This is a genomic window from Pseudomonas batumici (assembly GCF_000820515.1).
Taxonomy (GTDB): domain Bacteria; phylum Pseudomonadota; class Gammaproteobacteria; order Pseudomonadales; family Pseudomonadaceae; genus Aquipseudomonas; species Aquipseudomonas batumici.
This window is the reverse complement of sequence record NZ_JXDG01000070.1, coordinates 1-15603: the sequence shown is the minus strand read 5'-3', so window position 1 is coordinate 15603 and position 15603 is coordinate 1. Positions and strand designations below refer to the sequence as shown.

At 63.6% G+C, this 15603-nt stretch carries 15 protein-coding genes; 8 read left to right on the top strand and 7 right to left on the bottom strand.

The annotated features are described in order from the left end of the window. Positions 1-113 precede the first annotated feature (113 nt). The 4 genes from UCMB321_RS27095 to UCMB321_RS27080 all read left to right on the top strand — a co-directional run bounded on the left by UCMB321_RS27095 (position 114) and on the right by UCMB321_RS27080 (position 2870). Positions 114-1028, top strand: coding sequence for a response regulator (locus UCMB321_RS27095; protein ID WP_040071780.1), 915 nt, complete (start codon positions 114-116; stop codon positions 1026-1028). Between the two features lie 248 nt (positions 1029-1276). Continuing rightward, complete coding sequence (locus UCMB321_RS27090) at positions 1277-1609, top strand: type II toxin-antitoxin system RelE/ParE family toxin (RefSeq protein ID WP_040071779.1); 333 nt, start codon at positions 1277-1279, stop codon at positions 1607-1609. After that, a complete protein-coding gene (locus tag UCMB321_RS27085) occupies positions 1606-1911 on the top strand; it encodes a helix-turn-helix domain-containing protein (protein ID WP_040071778.1) in 306 nt (101 codons plus the stop codon). Before UCMB321_RS27090 ends, UCMB321_RS27085 begins: the two co-directional genes overlap by 4 nt. 65 nt (positions 1912-1976) lie before the next feature. Then, positions 1977-2870: a peptidoglycan DD-metalloendopeptidase family protein gene (locus UCMB321_RS27080; protein WP_040071777.1), complete on the top strand. Its 894-nt coding sequence runs from the start codon at positions 1977-1979 to the stop codon at positions 2868-2870. A 117-nt stretch (positions 2871-2987) separates the two neighbouring features. On the opposite strand, the gene UCMB321_RS27075 is transcribed toward UCMB321_RS27080, so the two are convergent. The 3 genes from UCMB321_RS27075 to phoB form a co-directional block, all read right to left on the bottom strand. Continuing rightward, positions 2988-4331, bottom strand: a complete 1344-nt coding sequence (locus tag UCMB321_RS27075; RefSeq protein ID WP_040071776.1) for a hemolysin family protein — start codon at positions 4329-4331, stop codon at positions 2988-2990. Positions 4332-4468: 137 nt separating this feature from the next. After that, a complete protein-coding gene (gene phoR, locus UCMB321_RS27070) occupies positions 4469-5791 on the bottom strand; it encodes a phosphate regulon sensor histidine kinase PhoR (RefSeq protein ID WP_040071775.1) in 1323 nt (440 codons plus the stop codon). Positions 5792-5885: 94 nt separating this feature from the next. Then, the gene (gene phoB, locus UCMB321_RS27065) at positions 5886-6575 is read right to left on the bottom strand and encodes a phosphate regulon transcriptional regulator PhoB (protein WP_040071774.1); all 690 of its coding nucleotides are present in this window, start codon (positions 6573-6575) and stop codon (positions 5886-5888) included. 153 nt (positions 6576-6728) lie between these two features. Here phoB and UCMB321_RS27060 point away from each other — a divergent pair, with 153 nt between their 5' ends. Then, a complete protein-coding gene (locus tag UCMB321_RS27060) occupies positions 6729-7109 on the top strand; it encodes a COG4315 family predicted lipoprotein (RefSeq protein WP_040071773.1) in 381 nt (126 codons plus the stop codon). Between the two features lie 113 nt (positions 7110-7222). Here the strand turns inward: UCMB321_RS27060 and ubiA are convergent, their stop codons facing one another. Then, the gene (gene ubiA, locus UCMB321_RS27055; RefSeq protein WP_040071772.1) at positions 7223-8113 is read right to left on the bottom strand and encodes a 4-hydroxybenzoate octaprenyltransferase; all 891 of its coding nucleotides are present in this window, start codon (positions 8111-8113) and stop codon (positions 7223-7225) included. Then, positions 8113-8676, bottom strand: coding sequence for a chorismate--pyruvate lyase family protein (locus tag UCMB321_RS27050; protein ID WP_040071885.1), 564 nt, complete (start codon positions 8674-8676; stop codon positions 8113-8115). The genes ubiA and UCMB321_RS27050 overlap by 1 nt, the downstream gene beginning before the upstream one ends. A gap of 203 nt (positions 8677-8879) precedes the next feature. On the opposite strand from UCMB321_RS27050, the gene UCMB321_RS27045 reads away from it, so the two are divergent. The 3 genes from UCMB321_RS27045 to UCMB321_RS27035 all read left to right on the top strand — a co-directional run bounded on the left by UCMB321_RS27045 (position 8880) and on the right by UCMB321_RS27035 (position 10702). Then, complete coding sequence (locus tag UCMB321_RS27045) at positions 8880-9047, top strand: rubredoxin (protein ID WP_040071771.1); 168 nt, start codon at positions 8880-8882, stop codon at positions 9045-9047. A 42-nt stretch (positions 9048-9089) separates the two neighbouring features. Next, on the top strand, positions 9090-10238 hold the full coding sequence (locus tag UCMB321_RS27040; RefSeq protein ID WP_040071770.1) for an NAD(P)/FAD-dependent oxidoreductase: 1149 nt from the start codon (positions 9090-9092) through the stop codon (positions 10236-10238). A gap of 188 nt (positions 10239-10426) precedes the next feature. Beyond that, positions 10427-10702: an HU family DNA-binding protein gene (locus tag UCMB321_RS27035; protein WP_040071769.1), complete on the top strand. Its 276-nt coding sequence runs from the start codon at positions 10427-10429 to the stop codon at positions 10700-10702. A gap of 273 nt (positions 10703-10975) precedes the next feature. Here UCMB321_RS27035 and UCMB321_RS27030 read toward each other — a convergent pair whose 3' ends face one another. Together UCMB321_RS27030 and UCMB321_RS27025 are read right to left on the bottom strand one after the other, a co-directional pair. Then, complete coding sequence (locus UCMB321_RS27030; protein WP_040071768.1) at positions 10976-11245, bottom strand: hypothetical protein; 270 nt, start codon at positions 11243-11245, stop codon at positions 10976-10978. Continuing rightward, positions 11242-15603: RHS repeat-associated core domain-containing protein (locus UCMB321_RS27025; RefSeq protein WP_245220858.1), on the bottom strand; the 4362-nt coding region annotated here is incomplete at its 5' end. The genes UCMB321_RS27025 and UCMB321_RS27030, both read right to left, overlap by 4 nt.

Sequence of the window (15603 nt, the reverse complement as noted above, 5' to 3'; positions counted from 1 at the left end):
GTGGCGTACAGAATTTACGCGCATCCGCGAACGAAAAGTCCTGGCGTGACCGATCGGTGTTGGCAAATAGCCATTAGTCAGTATGCTAGCCGGGATTTTCAGAGGAATGGTCAATGAGTAAAGTCAGTGTGTTGGTGGTGGATGACGCGTCGTTCATCCGTGATCTGGTGAAGAAATGCCTGCGCAACTACTTCCCGGGCATCCGGATCGAGGACGCCGTCAACGGTCGCAAGGCCCAGGCGGTGCTGGCCCGCGAAGCGTTCGACCTGGTGCTGTGTGACTGGGAAATGCCGGAAATGTCCGGTCTGGAGCTGTTGACCTGGTGCCGCCAGCAGGACAACCTCAAGACGATGCCGTTCGTCATGGTCACCAGCCGTGGCGACAAGGAAAACGTGGTCCAGGCGATCCAGGCCGGTGTTTCCGGCTATGTCAGCAAGCCGTTTACCAACGAACAGTTGCTGACCAAGGTCAAGCAGGCGTTGCACAAGGTCGGCAAGCTCGACGCCGTGATGAACAGCGCACCGACCCGGGCGAACTCGGCCTTTGCCAACGACTCCCTGAGCGCCCTGACCGGCGGCAAGGCTGAAGTGGTCAGCCCGGCAGCCGCACAGGCCCCGGCGGCGGCACCGTCCAAAGGCCTGCTCAACAGCCCGCCTGTACGTCCGGCTGCAGCGCCGGCGGCGGCCTCGGGCGGTCGTGGCCAGGGCCAGTTGCGCCTGTCCAGCGGTATCCAGCAGTGCGTCATCAAGGCGCTGAGCATCAAGGAAGCCCTGCTGGTGGTACGCCGTGCCGAGGCCCTGCCACAGGTACTGGAAAACGCGGTGCTGGACCTGGAGCAGGGCGACAACGCCGAGGTGGCCCGTCTGAACGGTTACCTGCATGCGATCGTTGCCCATGAGCCGAAGCCGGACAGCGAATGGCTGCAACTGACCTTCCGTTTTGTCGACCAGGATGCCCAGAAGCTGGACTACATCTCCCGCCTGATCGCCCGCGGCACTGCCCTGAAGCACTTCGTTCCCGGGGCTTGATGCCCACCTGACGGCGCGGTGGCCTTGCACACCGCGCCGTTTGCCTGCCCTTCCTCCTGTACCGGCGCCTGCCTTCGGGAAACCTTTCGTCCGAATCCTTCCGTTCAGGTTGTTTTATATCTGTTTCGATATAAGCTGTTTTTGAGTGGCTGGGTTGGACGGTCTTTCAGCCAAGCTTTGAAACAACCTCGCACCACAGACATCCCGCCCGTTGTTTACGCTTTTCCTGTCAGCAACAGGAGAGATCGATGCCAAGGCACAAGGATGTGGTGTTTGTAGGGAGCTCGCTCAGGGATCTCAAGGCGTTCCCGCTGGATGCGCGAAGGGCGGTCGGCTTTCAGCTGGACCTTCTGCAACAGGGTGAAGCACCTTGCAACTGGAAGCCCATGAAGACGGTAGGCAAGGGCGTCTACGAGATCAGGGTGAGTGAAGAGAGTGGAGCCTTTCGGGTGTTTTATGTGGTGAACCGGGCCGATGCCCTGTATGTCCTCCACGCTTTCAGGAAGACCGCCCTGAAGACGGAAACCCGGGATATCGAACTGGCGCGGGCCAGACTGCAGGAAATAGGAGCAACGCTATGACAGACCCCATCAAGACCGAACGTTTCGCCTCTGTCTGGGATGCCCTTGAGGACACCCCCCGGGAGGCGGCCAATATGCGCCTGCGCTCCAAGCTGATGATGGAGCTGATCAGCCGGGTCAATGCCTGGGAGCTGTCCCAGAAGGACGCGGCCAAGCGCCTGGGGATCACTCAACCGAGGTTGAATGACCTGCTGAACGGCAAGATCGACAAGTTTTCCCTGGATGCGCTGGTGAACCTGTCGGCGCCGGCTCAGTTGGACGTCGACCTGTGCTTTGGCCCCGGGGCCATTCAGCTGGCCTGATTCACACAAAAGCCCCTGGCCACCTGCTAGTCTGGTCGCCATGTTTTATTCGGCGACTCTCGCTTATGTTCCTGCGCCTGCTGCTTTCCTGTGGTCTGTTGATGGCCGCCACCTCGGCTGCGGCGATGACCATCTACAAGTACACCGATGCCAATGGGGTGGTCTCCTACAGTGACCGACCGGCGCCGGGGGCCCAGGTATTCGTGTTTCGTGATCGGATGGTCGAGCACCTGGAGCGTCAGGTTCGCCTGGATATCCGCAAGCAGAAGGGTGGTGATGAGGTCTACGTGCGCAACGACCTGTATGCCCCGGTGGAGATCGAGCTGGGATTCGGGGCACTGAAGAATGTCAGCGGTGCCCCGCGGTCGATCCGCAAGGTTCTGCCGGCCCGCAGCAACCAGCGCCTGGCGCTGCTCACGCCGATCCAGGCCGGCGAGTCGATGCGCTACACCCCCAAGTTCCAATACTTCCTGGGCGATCCTTCCGGGCAGGCCCAGGGCTATCGCTACCCCTTTCCCTGGCGCGGCGGGCCGTTTCGCCTGACCCAGGGGCCGAACGGGCAGTACAGCCACTTTGGCGCCAAGAGCCGTTACGCGATGGACATCGCCATGCCGGTCGGGACACCGATCGTTGCGGCGCGGGGTGGGGTGGTGATCAAGACCGAGAATGACCAGAGCGGCGGCGGCAAGAATCCTTCGGGCAACTTCGTGCGGGTGTTGCACGACGACGGCACCATGGGCGTGTACCTGCACCTCAAGCAAGGCTCGGTGAGCGTGCGTGAAGGCCAGCGGGTGGAAGTGGGCAGCCCGCTGGCGCTGTCGGGCAACACCGGCAACAGCACCGGGCCGCACCTGCACTTCGTGGTGCAGCGCAATACCGGGATGGGGCTGGTGTCGATTCCCTATCAGTTCAGCCAGCCGCTGGAAGTGTTGCCGAATTTTGCGCTAAGAGGCAAATAGCCTGGAGCGCTACAAACCCTGTAGGAGCCGGCTTGCTGGCGATGAGGCCAGTGAGCCTTGCATCGCCCTGGCAGCCGCTATCGCCAGCAAGCCGGCTCCTACAGAGGGTGTTACGCCTCAGTCGATCTTGAGGACCTTGGCCAGGATGATCTTCGGCCCTTTCATCTTTTTGATGATGATGCGCAGGCCCTCGACTTCCATGACCTCTTCCTCTTCCGGCACCCGTTTCAAGGATTCATAGACCAGGCCGGCGAGGGTTTCAGCCTCGATATGGTCCAGGTCGATCCCCAGCAGGCGCTCGACCTTGAACAACGGCGTATCGCCACGCACCAGCAACTTGCCCGGCTGGTAGGCGAGGATGCCGCGTTCGGTCTTGCGGTGTTCGTCCTGGATATCGCCCACCAGCACTTCCAGCACGTCCTCCATGGTCAGGTAGCCGATCACCTTGCCGTCGGCTTCCTCCACCAGGGCGAAGTGCGAGCCACCCTGGCGGAACTGCTCCAGCAGGCGCGACAGCGGCATGTGCCGGGACACCCGCTCCAGCGGGCGGGTCAGTTCCGCGAGGTTGAACGACTCGGGAATATGGTCCAGTGCCGCCAGTTCCAGCAGCAGGTCCTTGATGTGCAACAGGCCGACGAACACGTTGTTTTCGGCGTCGTACACCGGATAACGACTGAACTTGTGGCGACGGAACAGCGCGAGGATTTCCTTGAGCGGAGCGTTGCAGTCCAGGGTCACCAGGTCTTCGCGGGAATTGGCCCAGTCGACCACTTCCAGTTCGCCCATTTCCACTGCCGAGGCCAATACGCGCATGCCTTGGTCGCTGGGGTCCTGGCCCCGGCTGGAGTGCAGGATCAGCTTGAGTTCTTCACGGCTGTAATGGTGCTCGTGGTGCGGGCCGGGCTCGCCCTGGCCGGCGATCCGCAAAATGGTGTTGGCGCTGGCGTTGAGCAGGTAGATCGCCGGGTACATCAGCCAGTAGAACAGGTACAGCGGCACCGCCGTCCACAACGACAGGAGCTCGGGCTTGCGGATGGCCCAGGACTTGGGCGCTAGCTCGCCGACCACGATGTGCAGATAGGAAATGATGAAGAAGGCGGTAAAGAACGACACGCCCTTGACCACTTCGGCCGAGTCTATCCCGACGGCGTCGAGCAGCGGCTCCATCAGGTGGGCGAAGGCCGGTTCACCGACCCAGCCCAGGCCCAGGGAGGCGAGGGTGATACCCAGTTGGCAGGCGGACAGGTAGGCGTCCAGCTTGCTGTGCACGGTGCGCAGGATCTGTCCGCGCCAGCCGTTCTGGTGGGCGATGGTCTCGACCCGGGTCGAGCGCAGCTTGACCATGGCGAATTCGGCCGCAACGAAGAAGCCGTTGAGCAATACCAGGATCAGAGCGAAAAGAAGCATGCCGAAATTGGCAAAGAGCGAAGCGAGGGTCAAGCTACTAGGGGAAGGGTCCATGATGGGGTTTTACGGGTTCCGTATTTCAATTTGAAGTAGGTGGGCGGGTGCCTGAAAGGCAGGCACAAGTGGTCCAATGTAGCGGCAGATGCGCCCGTTGCCTAGTGGCCTGGCCCGACGGGTGTCCCGGCAAGGCACTAGGCGGTCTGGTTATTGACCTGCGTGCGAGTCACCTGGGCCGGGGCGAAATGGCAGGTAAAGGTGCTGCCGTGGCCCAGGACGCTGCTGATTTCCAGGCGGGCGCGATGGCGCAGCAGCACATGCTTGACGATGGCCAGGCCCAGGCCGGTGCCGCCGGTGTTGGAGTTGCGGCTGGAGTCCACCCGGTAGAAGCGTTCGGTGAGGCGTGGCAGGTGTTTGTTGTCGATGCCGATGCCCGAGTCCTGCACGCTCAGGTGCGCGCCGTGCTCGTCGCCCCACCAGCGAATGCGGATATTGCCTTCGGCCGGGGTGTACTTGACGGCGTTGAACACCAGGTTGGAGAAGGCGCTGCGCAGTTCCGCCTCGCTGCCCTTGAGGCGGATGGCGCCGTCGGCTTCCAGGGTGATGCTCTGGTTGCGCTGGCCGGACAGGGCCTGGGCATCGTTCTTGATCGACTGCAACAGGGTATCGATGCGCACCGGCTGGTTGTCCGAGGGGTAGTCGGTGGCTTCCAGCTTGGCCAGCAGCAGCAGGTCGTTGAGCAGCGTCTGCATGCGGCTGCCTTGCTGCTGCATCTGCTGCAGGGCGCGTACCCAGCGCGGGTTCACCTCTTCGACGTTGTCGAGCAGGGTTTCCAGGTAGCCGGAGATCACCGTCAGGGGCGTGCGCAGTTCATGGGAGACGTTGGCGACGAAGTCCTTGCGCATCTGTTCCAGCTGATGGATGCGGGTCACGTCGCGCACCAGCATCAGGTGCTCGTTGTTGCCGTAGCGGGTGATATAGAGCTGGATGCGCATCCGGTCATTGGTCGGCGAGGGGATTTCCAGTGGCTCGGCGTAGCTTTCCTGCTCGAAGTATTCCTTGAAGCGCGGATGCCGCACCAGATTGGTCACCGGCTGGCCGCTGTCCTGGGGCGTCTTGAGGCCCAGCAGGGTTTCCGCGGCGCGGTTCCACCATTCCAGGTTGCCGTCGCTGTCGAGCATGATCACCGCGTCCTTCAGGGCGGCGGTGGATTCCTGGACCCGGTCGATCACCGCTTGCAGGCGGCCGCGCACACGCTGGTCGCGACGTTGCAGGTGATAGATGCTGTCGAACACATCGCCCCACAGGCCGTAGCCGTCCGGCGGTGCTTCTTCGGGTTTGTGCTGGCGCAGCCACTGGTGCAGGCGCAGCAATTGCTTGAGGGTCCAGCCCAGGTACAGCCCCAGGCCCACGGCCAGGCTCCAGCCGTAATACCCGCTGACCAGGCCGGCCACCAGGCAGCCGGTCACCAGCAACAACAGATGGCGGATCAGGGTGCCATGCCAGTTTTGATTCACTTCAACATGCGTCCTTGGAGGCGAAGCAGTTTCGAGCGACGAGCCTCAAGCCGGCTCGGTTCGCGATGTGTCGGGGGGGCGTTTGCCGCCGTTCTCAACCCTTGGTCGAGAAACGATAGCCGGTGCCGCGCACGGTTTGTACCAGATTCTCGTAGGCATCGCCCAGGGCCTTGCGCAGGCGACGGATATGCACGTCGACAGTGCGCTCCTCGACATAGACATTGCCGCCCCAGACCTGGTCCAGCAACTGGCCGCGGGTGTAGGCGCGTTCCTGGTGGGTCATGAAGAACTGCAACAGGCGGTATTCGGTGGGGCCCATTTCCGCGGGCTTGCCGTCGATGGTCACCCGGTGGCTGATGGGGTCGAGCAGCAGGCCGCCGACTTCGATGGGGGCTTCGCCATCGGTCGGACCGGCACGACGCAGCACCGCCTTGAGGCGTGCCACCAGTTCCCGTGGGGAAAACGGCTTGGTGATGTAGTCGTCGGCGCCGACTTCAAGACCCTGGATCTTGTTGTCCTCTTCGCCCTTGGCGGTGAGCATGATGATCGGGATGTCACCGGTCAGTTCGTCGCGCTTGAGGCGCCGGGCCAGTTCGATGCCCGAGGTGCCGGGCAGCATCCAGTCGAGCAGGATCAGGTCGGGTTTGCGGTCGATGATGACCGCGTGGGCCTGCTGGGAGTTTTCCGCTTCCAGGCAGTCATAGCCGGCCATTTCCAACGCCACGGCGATCATCTCGCGGATGGGCGCTTCGTCGTCGACGATCAGAATGCTCCTGCCAACCATATCCCATCACCCTCTTGTCATTGAACTGTCTTGCGCCGCATTAGATAACGAAATTATTGCAGACATGTGACAGCTTTTTTCGGCAGGCGCAATGGTCATGTTCATGGGCTACGCTGAGGATTCGAATCCTACAACCACAAAAGGAAGGTTCTCATGACTCACTCTTCGTTTTCGCTGAAAGCCTTGATGGTAACGGCGGCATTGACGCTGCCGACCCTGGTTTTCGCGGCCGAGCCGGCCATGATGAAAGACGGCAAGATGGTCGATAGCAAGGGCATGACGCTGTACACCTTTGATAACGACAAGGGTGGTAAATCCATGTGCAACGACAAATGCGCCGAGAACTGGCCACCGATGATGGCCCCTGCGGACGCCAAGCCCGAAGGCAAGTGGACGGTGATCAAACGCGACGACGGCAAGATGCAGTGGGCGCATGATGGCAAGCCGATGTACACCTTCAAGATGGATGCCAAGCCCGGAGACGCCATGGGTGACGGTAAAGGCGGCGGCATGTGGCACATGGCCAAGCACTGATTCAGCGCTGTCCCTAATGTAGGAGCCGGCTTGCCGGCGAGAGCGGCCGATCAGGCGATGCAAGGCCCAAGGCCCTCATCGCCGGCAAGCCGGCTCCCACAGGTTTCGGATGATCAGCGCACCGCGTAATCCAGCACGATCCCCAGGAAAATCGCCAACCCCGCCCAGTGGTTGTGCAGGAACATCTTGAAGCAGAGCTGCGGGTCCTTGCCCCGGGTGACCCAGAACTCCCAGACAAAACAGGCCGCGGCCGCTAATAGGCCGACATGGAACCAGCCCCCCAGCTCGAACCGCGCCCCGGCCAGCAGCAGGCAGCCGAGCATCAGGCCCTGCAAGGTCAGGATAATCACCCGATCCGCCTCGCCGAACAGAATGGCGGTGGATTTCACGCCGATCTTCAGGTCGTCCTCGCGGTCGGTCATGGCGTAATAGGTGTCGAACGCCACCGTCCACATCAGGTTGGCGATATACAGCAACCAGGCCGTGGCGGGCAGGCTGCCGGTCTCGGCGGTGAAGGCCATGAGGATGCCCCAGGAATACGCCGCGCCCAGCACCACCTGCGGGTAATAGGTGTAGCGCTTCATGAATGGGTAGCAGGCTGCCACCGCCAGGGCGCCGAAGGACAGCCACACGGTGGTCGCGTTGGTGCACAGCACCAGCAGGAAGGCGATCCCCATCAGCAGCGCGAACACCACCAGGGCTTCCTTGCCGCTGATCCGCCCGGCCGCCAGGGGCCGTTGCTCGGTTCGTTTGACGTGGCCGTCGACCTTGCGGTCGGCGAAGTCGTTGATCGCGCAGCCGCCGGCGCGGGTCAGGATCACGCCGAGGGTGAAGATCAGCAGGTTGCCCAGCGACGGCACGCCCTTGGCCGCGATCCACAGCGCGCTCAGGGTCGGCCACAACAGCAGGTAGATGCCGATGGGCTTGTCCATGCGGGTCAACTGGAGAAAGTCCCAGGCCCGTGGGTGCAGGCGGTTCATGGATTTGAGCAGGTTCAGGTACATCAAGGGTTCTCCGCGCAGGCATTGACGGCGTGCCACAGGCTCGGCAGGAAAATTTCCGCCACCAGCAGGCTCAGCGGCCCGCGATTGAAGCGTGAACGGCGCCCCCAGAGGTTGTCGGCGCGGTGCTCCGGCGGCAGCCAGGGCGCGGGGTACTGGCAGACCTCGATGGCCTGGCGCTCGAACGCCTGGTCGCAGAACAGCAGTTCACCCAGTGAACGACTGCCCAACTCATCCATATTAAGGCCGCCCTCGCGCAAGGCACTCTGCGCCGCGACGCTGCGGGCGAACACCCAGGGCTGGCCGTGACCGCGCAGATACACCTCGCGCACCCAACCCAGGCTGGCCGCCGGCAGCTCCAGCGCGGCGCACTCGTCGTCGCGCAGCGGTTGCCAGCCTTCGAACAGCGGCGTGACACTGAAAGAGTTATCGGAAAGTGCTGTCAGACGACGGGTGAGAGACCCCTCGTCGAATAACCAGTCTAGGGTTTGCGCGTCTTGCGGGGCGCTCAGCCGGCTCTGCGTGAGCCAGGCGGGAGACGCCGGAACGGGGGCTTTGTGCGGCACGATGGGCAGTTGATTGGCAGCCAGTGAGGCGCCGAGCTTATCACAGGCCGTCCAGCCGTTTAGAGCGCTCGGGTCATCCATGCTGTCGATCGTGCTTGCATCGGCGGGCTTCGATCAGTACAAAACGCCCTGAGCCGGACGGCAACGCCATACCCATCGACTGTCCGTGCCGTCATATGCCTGGGAACCGAGGAAGTAACGAGATGAAGAAGTGGCAATGTGTGGTCTGCGGGCTGATCTATGACGAGAAAGACGGTTGGCCGGATGATGGCATCGCCGCCGGGACCAAGTGGGAAGACGTCCCCGCAGACTGGCTGTGCCCGGACTGTGGCGTCGGCAAAATGGATTTCGAAATGATCGAAATCGGCTGATTGATCAATTTTTAAACAGAATAAATGGATCTGGAGAAAGGAATGAGTGCACCTGTCGTGATCGTCGGTACGGGGCTTGCCGGTTACAACCTGGCCCGGGAGTTTCGCAAGCTTGACAGCGAAACCCCGCTGCTGCTGATTACCGCCGATGACGGGCGTTCCTACTCCAAGCCCATGCTGTCCACCGGCTTTGGCAAGAACAAGGACGCCGACGGCCTGAGCATGGCCGAGCCCGGGGCCATGGCCGAGCAGCTCAAGGCCGAGATCCGCACCCACACCCGCATCAGCGGTATCGACCCGGGCCACAAGCGCCTGTGGATCGGCGAGGAAGCGGTGAACTACCGCGACCTGGTCCTGGCCTGGGGCGCGGAAACCGTGCGGGTGCCGGTGGAAGGCGATGCCCCCGAGGCGATTTTCCCGATCAACGACCTGGAAGACTACGCGCGCTTCCGGGCGGCGGCGGCGGGCAAGCAGCGCGTCCTGCTGCTGGGCGCCGGCTTGATCGGTTGTGAATTCGCCAATGACCTGATCCTCGGCGGCTACCAGGTGGACCTCGTGGCCCCCTGCGAACAAGTCATGCCGACGCTGCTGCACCCGGCGGCAGCGGCTGCGGTGCAGGCGGGCCTGGAAAGCCTCGGTGCGCGTTTCCACCTGGGCCCGGTGCTGACCCGCCTGCAACGCAGCGGCGAGCACCTGGAGGCGCACCTGTCGGACGGCGCCACCCTGGCCTGCGACGTGGTGGTTTCGGCCATCGGCCTGCGCCCGCGCATCGACCTGGCGGCGGCGGCCGGCTTGCAGGTCAATCGGGGGGTGGTGGTCGATCGCCACCTGAAAACCTCCCACGCCAATATCTATGCCCTGGGCGATTGCGCCGAGGTCGATGGCTTGAACCTGCTGTACGTCATGCCGCTGATGAATTGCGCCCGGGCCTTGGCCCAGACCCTGGCCGGCAACGCCACCGCGGTGAGCTATGGCGCCATGCCGATCACGGTGAAGACGCCGGTATGCCCGCTGGTGGTGTCGCCGCCACCCCGTGGCCACGAAGGGGTCTGGACGGTCGAAGGGCAGGGCTCCGACATCAAGGCCCTGTGCCGCGACACCAGCGGTCGGCTGCTGGGCTATGCCCTGACTGGGGCCGCGGTGATGGAAAAACTGGCCCTGAACAAGGAGCTTCCGCCGTTGCTGGCGTAAATAGCGGTCCTTCTGTCGTAAACACCCTGTTCTTGCCCTTACAAAGGTCGTAACGAGACTGGCGCGGGGCCTTGCCTCGTGCCATCCTCACTCCCGTCTGCCGCAGAGTAGAGCCTGCGGCGCTTTGGGCGCTGTTCCGGAAGAACAGCACGGACATAACAACAAAAAACCGTCAAAGAGGCTTCATTATGCGTAAACCAGAACTCGCCGCTGCAATTGCTGAAAAAGCGGACCTCACGAAAGAACAGGCCAGCCGCGTGCTCAACGCCGTCCTCGAAGAAATCACCGGCGCGCTGCACCGCAAAGACAGCGTCACCCTGGTGGGTTTCGGCACCTTCCTGCAGCGTCATCGCGGTGCCCGTACCGGCAAGAACCCGCAAACCGGCGAGCCGGTGAAGATCAAGGCCAGCAATACCGTCGCCTTCAAACCGGGCAAGTCGCTCAAAGACAGCGTCAACCCGTAAGCGTCAGGTACGACTCCCGGAGCAAGGGGAGGGCTGTAGAAAAATGGGCACGCCGATGGGATCGGGTGCCCATTTTTCATTCCAGCGGCGTTCCCATGGGGAGCGCCTGTCTCAAGGGCCTCATCGCCAGCAAGCCGGCTCCCACAGGGTTTTGGCTCGACGACACCTTTGCGGCGAGCACCGATTTGTGGGAGCCGGCTTGCCGGCGATGGCGGCCTCAGGGTTTCGGCAGGGCTGCACTAGGGGACTCCTAAGGCGCGTGCGACGCCATCGTCACGGCCGTTTCTGGCGATTGAGCAGCTTTTCGAAGTGAGTAATGAGATCGGTCCATTGCGGATAGGTCATGCCGTCGATGAAGAAGTCCCCCAGCCATTTGGGGTGGCAGCGCATCGTCAGGTTCTTGATCGCTTCGTTGCGCTGACTGTCGCTGCTACCCGGGTCCAGCACGATGGCTACCAGTGCCTGGATCTCGTCGGCCTCGTCTTCATAACCCGAGCGTTTCAGCAGATCGCAGAGGGTGTCGTTGCATTCTTTGAGGTTCATAGCCGTTCCGTTGCTCCTGAATATCGTCCGCCGGCGGTGACCACTTGCCATCCGCCACCGACCTTGTCATCGCCCCATTGCGGTTGTGGCGCCACTCGGCCTTCGAGCAGGACCTGGTCGCGGGTGAGGGCGACCTGGCCTTCGTGTGTCGCACTGTTGCTGTTGGGCAGTGCCAGGTTCGCGCGTCTGTCCGCGGCCGTCGCGCCCGCTGAACCACGGGTGACATAGATTTGCGAAGCGGTGCCGGGTTTGTGCTCGGTGATGGTGAACACCTCGCCTTTCTTGCCTCGGGTGGCGTAGATCTGTCCCTGGAAGCTGTCGACGGTTTCACGCTGGATTTTTTTGTTCAGTCCCCGGCTTCTCAACAGTTTGCGTGCGGAGTTACGGGTAATCGGCATTTTACCCGAAGGACCGCAGCTTAGCCCCAGGGGGTCGACCCACGTCAGCGGGCTCGGTGCATAGGCATACAGGTTGATGCCACCGGCCAGGCCGATCGGGTCGGGGGTGGTGAAGCGCCCGATATCCGGGTCGTAAAACCGGAAGGTGTTGTAGTGCAGGCCGGTTTCCCGGTCCAGGTACTGCCCCTGGAAGCGCAGGTTCTGTTCTTCCAGGTAATACGGCTCGCGGGTTTCGCTGACGGTATTGCCCCAGATCCGGTAGCGGGCCTGCCAGACCACATGACCGTCGCTTTCCGTCAGTTGTTCGGGCAAGCCGCTCAGGTCGTTGTGGTAATAGCGGACCTTCTGCAACGCGCCGCTGCCGTCGACCCGGGCCAGCGGCTCGTGGCCGTCGTCGGCGTAGAGGTAGAGGCTGCTCAGGCTGTGCCGGTGCTCCTGCAGCAGGCGCAAACCGTCCCAGGTGAAGTGGGTTTCACCCAAGGGGTAACCGTGGCTGTCGTGCTCGGTCTTGGCGATGCGCCGGCCCAGCGGGTCGTAGCGCATGCGCACGACGGTTTCCCGTGCACCGTCCTGGTTGTGCACCTCGATCAGGCGGTGTTCGGCATCGTAGGCGAAGCGCTGGAGCCGATGGCTACCGCTGCGCTTCTCGATCATCCGGCCGAAGGCGTCGTAGCGGTAGCGCTTGTCCTGGTAGGTCAGCAGCTTGTTGTGCAGCACGCGGCCGCCCTGGGGGCCGTCCAGCAGGTTGGCGGCGGCGTCGTAGGCGAAGGTCTCGTTCTGGCCCTGGACGCTGTCCTGGCTGGCGACGATGCGGCCGCTGGCGTCGTGGTGCATCAGTTGCCGATGGGTGCCGCCCGGCTGTTGGTCGAGGCGGCCGAGCAGGTGATCGGCGGGGTCGTAGTCGAAATGCTGTTGCACCGCGGCGGGCAGCGCCGAGGGCTGGTTGAGGGGACGGCGCAGGCGCGAACGCAGGCGTCCGGCGCGGTCGTACTCGCTGCGGGTGCCGACCTGGCCCTGGGTGCGCAGCACCTCGCGGTGCAGGCGGTCGCGCTCGAAGTCGCTGATGACCCGGCCATCGAGATTGATCTGATGCAGATGGCCGCTGCCGTAGTACAGCCGATTGAGCCAACGGTCATCGGGCAACTGTGTCTGGATCAGGTTGCCCAGTTCGTCGTAGTGATGCCGCAGGCTGCCCGCCGCGCTCTGTTCCTCGAGCAACTGGCCAAGGGCGTCGTAGGCGAAGCCCAGGCTCTGTGCATTGCCGTCGTTGTCGGTAAAGGTGACCGCCGTCAGTTGATCCAGCGCGTCGTAGCGGTACTCGGTACGGCCGTCGTCGGTGACTTTCGCTGTCAGGCGCCCGGCGGCATCGCGTTCCAGGTGGTGGACAATCGGTGCGACCGGCGCTGTGGGGACCAGCGCCAGGCCGCTGCCATGGGGTGCGGGCAGGGTGTCGACGCGGGTGACGTCGTTCCGGGCGTTGTAGGTGTAACGGCGGCCGCTGCCGTCCAGGTCCTGTTGCTCGACCAGGCGGTCGCCGGCATCCCAGGCGAAGCGATAGCTTTCGCCGTTTTCATTGGTCAGCGCCTGCAAGCGTCCATAGGCGTCGTAGCTGAACTGCACCTGCCGGCCGCCGGCGTCGATACGCTGGCGCACCTGGCCGCGCCGGTCGTAGCGGTAGGCGACGGTCTGTCCGGCCGGGTCGGTGTAGCCGATCAATTGGCCGTCGGCATTGCGCTGGTACTGGTGCGTGCGACCGTCCGGAAAGTGGCTGCCCAGCAGGCGGCCCTGGGGGTCGTAGTCGTACTGCGTGCGTTCGCCCAGCGCGTCGATGACCGTCCGCAACAGGCCGCGCTCGTCGTAGCTCAGGCGCGTCGGGTAGCCGGAGCAGTCGACATGTTCGAGCAACTGGCCGAGGGGGCTCCAGCGCAGCGTCTTGCTTTTGCCACTGGCATCGATGATCTCGACGGTCTGGCCCTGGGCATCGACGCGATAACGGGTGACGTGCCCCAGCGGGTTGGTTTCCTGGATGCAGTTGCCCCGGCTGTCATAGCGGAACTGCCAGCTGTTGCCCGCTGCGTCGGTTTCCACCAGCGGCAAGGCCCAGTGTTCCAGCCACAGGGTCGATTCGCTGCGGCCCAGCGGGTCCTGGGTGGTGCACAGGTTACCGGCTTCGTCATAGCTGAACTGGTACTGGCCGCGCTGGGGATCGGTGGCGCCGAGCAACTGGCGTTCGTCGTTCCACTGGAACTGCCAGGTCTGGCCGAGGTTGTCGGTGTATTCGGTGATCTGGTGCTGCGGGTTCCAGCGCCGGGTGCTGCTGCGCTTGAGGTTGTCGGTGACGCGGGTGGTCCCGCCGTCCAGGTCATAGTCGAAGGTATATTCATCGCCCTCGTCGGTCCAGTGGCGCACCACCCGCCATTCGCGACCGTCGACCTGTGCCCACTGGTAGAAGCAGCGCAGGCCGACGGACAGCTGGTGCTCCACCAGACGCTGCCCGTCGTCGTAGGCGAAGCGCCGTTGCACATGGCCGGTGGAATCCAGCACTTGCGCCAGGTCGCCGCGCAGGTCGTAGGTGTAGCTGACCAGCAACTCGTTCGGGCGATCCGGGTACAGGCGCTCGATCCGGCTGACCCGGTTCGGCCATGGGTCGCTGTAGATCAGTTGTGCCTGGACAAGATCGAAGGTGTCGCGCAGCCGCGCCAGCCGTCCTGACTCGTCGTAGTCGAGATAGATCCGGTTGTCGTTGCGGTCGCCCAGTTGCGTCAGGCGCAGGTGGTCAGGCTCGCCCGAAAGGGCTTCGAAGAGTCGATAGAGGCCGTCGTCGTTTTCGATCAACAACTGACCATTGCCATGCCGGCGGACACTCAAGCCTTCGCCGGCACTGAACACCGCGCCGCCCAGGGGGATCGAGCCCATGTCGATACGTCGGGCCTGTTCGTCGGTGTAGATCAGCCGTTCGCCGCCCTCGGGGTGGGCTTCGATGCGCACGCTGACTTCATAGGACACGCTCCAACCCGCGCCGAACAGCCCGTTTCGACGCTCGTCGCGGCTGTTGTAGAAGCGTTGCCAATCCAGGCGCAGCAGCCCCGGCAGGGCGAAATCCTGATCGTCCAGGCCTCCGAGCACCTTGGCGCCGGTGGCGGCGTGCACCGGGTTCGGTGAGCCGACGATGGCGTTGGTCAGGGCGCCGATGGCCTGGCTGGTGACGAAGGAATTGACCCCGGCCAGCAGCATGCACGGCAGGTTGCTGAGGAACTTGCCCTTGCTGCCCTTGAGCATCATCAGCGCGGTGACAGCCAGGCCAACGCCGGGCGTCTTGCCGCTGCGGATCTCGCGCACCACCACCGAACCACCGCCGATGGTGACGTTGGGCGAGATCAGTCCCGAGGACACGACGGTGGCATCGCAGGTACTGCGGTCGCCACTGCGCACGGCAGGTTGGCCGTTGATGCTGACCTTTTTCGACCCTTCGGCGAGAAACTGCTGCGGCATCGGCGGGTGCTTGGTGCAGGTCACCAGGTCCAGCGGCTTGGGCACGGCGCCGGGGGCGGGCGTTGCCACCGTGGGTCGCCACATCTGGGCAAAGAAGCCCTTGGCGATATCCAGGTAGCTGGCTTCCTGGGGCGGGTCGCTGTCCGGCGTGCCGGCGGCTTCGACATGGGACGGTACGGCACCGGCGGCGCGGGCGGCGGGAATCGAGTTGATCAGGGTGTTGTTGGAGCCGCTGAGGATATTGGCCTGCACCGTGGGCGGGAAGAGGCTGTTGCCGATGCCCTCGCACATCTTGCTCAGGCCCTTGTCGGCGCCGGTCTTGCTCATGGCGACGCCGACGACCACCCCAATCACTGCGCCCAGTACGCAGGCCCCGAGCCCGCCGGTGGCGACGGTGATGCCGGTGGCGGCGACCACGGCAGCGGTGGCCAGTGCGGTGATTGCCACGTTGGCCGCGACCTCGAGCAC

Excerpts from the sequence above, each read along its gene's own strand:
- UCMB321_RS27035 (WP_040071769.1), top strand. The coding sequence starts at position 10,427 with ATGCGTAAACCAGAACTCGCCGCTGCAATTGCTGAAAAAGCGGACCTC.
- UCMB321_RS27045 (WP_040071771.1), top strand. The coding sequence starts at position 8,880 with ATGAAGAAGTGGCAATGTGTGGTCTGCGGGCTGATCTATGACGAGAAA.
- UCMB321_RS27060 (WP_040071773.1), top strand. The coding sequence starts at position 6,729 with ATGACTCACTCTTCGTTTTCGCTGAAAGCCTTGATGGTAACGGCGGCA.
- UCMB321_RS27085 (WP_040071778.1), top strand. The coding sequence starts at position 1,606 with ATGACAGACCCCATCAAGACCGAACGTTTCGCCTCTGTCTGGGATGCC.
- phoB (WP_040071774.1), bottom strand. The coding sequence starts at position 6,575 with ATGGTTGGCAGGAGCATTCTGATCGTCGACGACGAAGCGCCCATCCGC.
- ubiA (WP_040071772.1), bottom strand. The coding sequence starts at position 8,113 with ATGTACCTGAACCTGCTCAAATCCATGAACCGCCTGCACCCACGGGCC.
- UCMB321_RS27040 (WP_040071770.1), top strand. The coding sequence starts at position 9,090 with ATGAGTGCACCTGTCGTGATCGTCGGTACGGGGCTTGCCGGTTACAAC.
- UCMB321_RS27090 (WP_040071779.1), top strand. The coding sequence starts at position 1,277 with ATGCCAAGGCACAAGGATGTGGTGTTTGTAGGGAGCTCGCTCAGGGAT.
- UCMB321_RS27095 (WP_040071780.1), top strand. The coding sequence starts at position 114 with ATGAGTAAAGTCAGTGTGTTGGTGGTGGATGACGCGTCGTTCATCCGT.
- UCMB321_RS27075 (WP_040071776.1), bottom strand. The coding sequence starts at position 4,331 with ATGGACCCTTCCCCTAGTAGCTTGACCCTCGCTTCGCTCTTTGCCAAT.
- UCMB321_RS27080 (WP_040071777.1), top strand. The coding sequence starts at position 1,977 with ATGTTCCTGCGCCTGCTGCTTTCCTGTGGTCTGTTGATGGCCGCCACC.
- UCMB321_RS27030 (WP_040071768.1), bottom strand. The coding sequence starts at position 11,245 with ATGAACCTCAAAGAATGCAACGACACCCTCTGCGATCTGCTGAAACGC.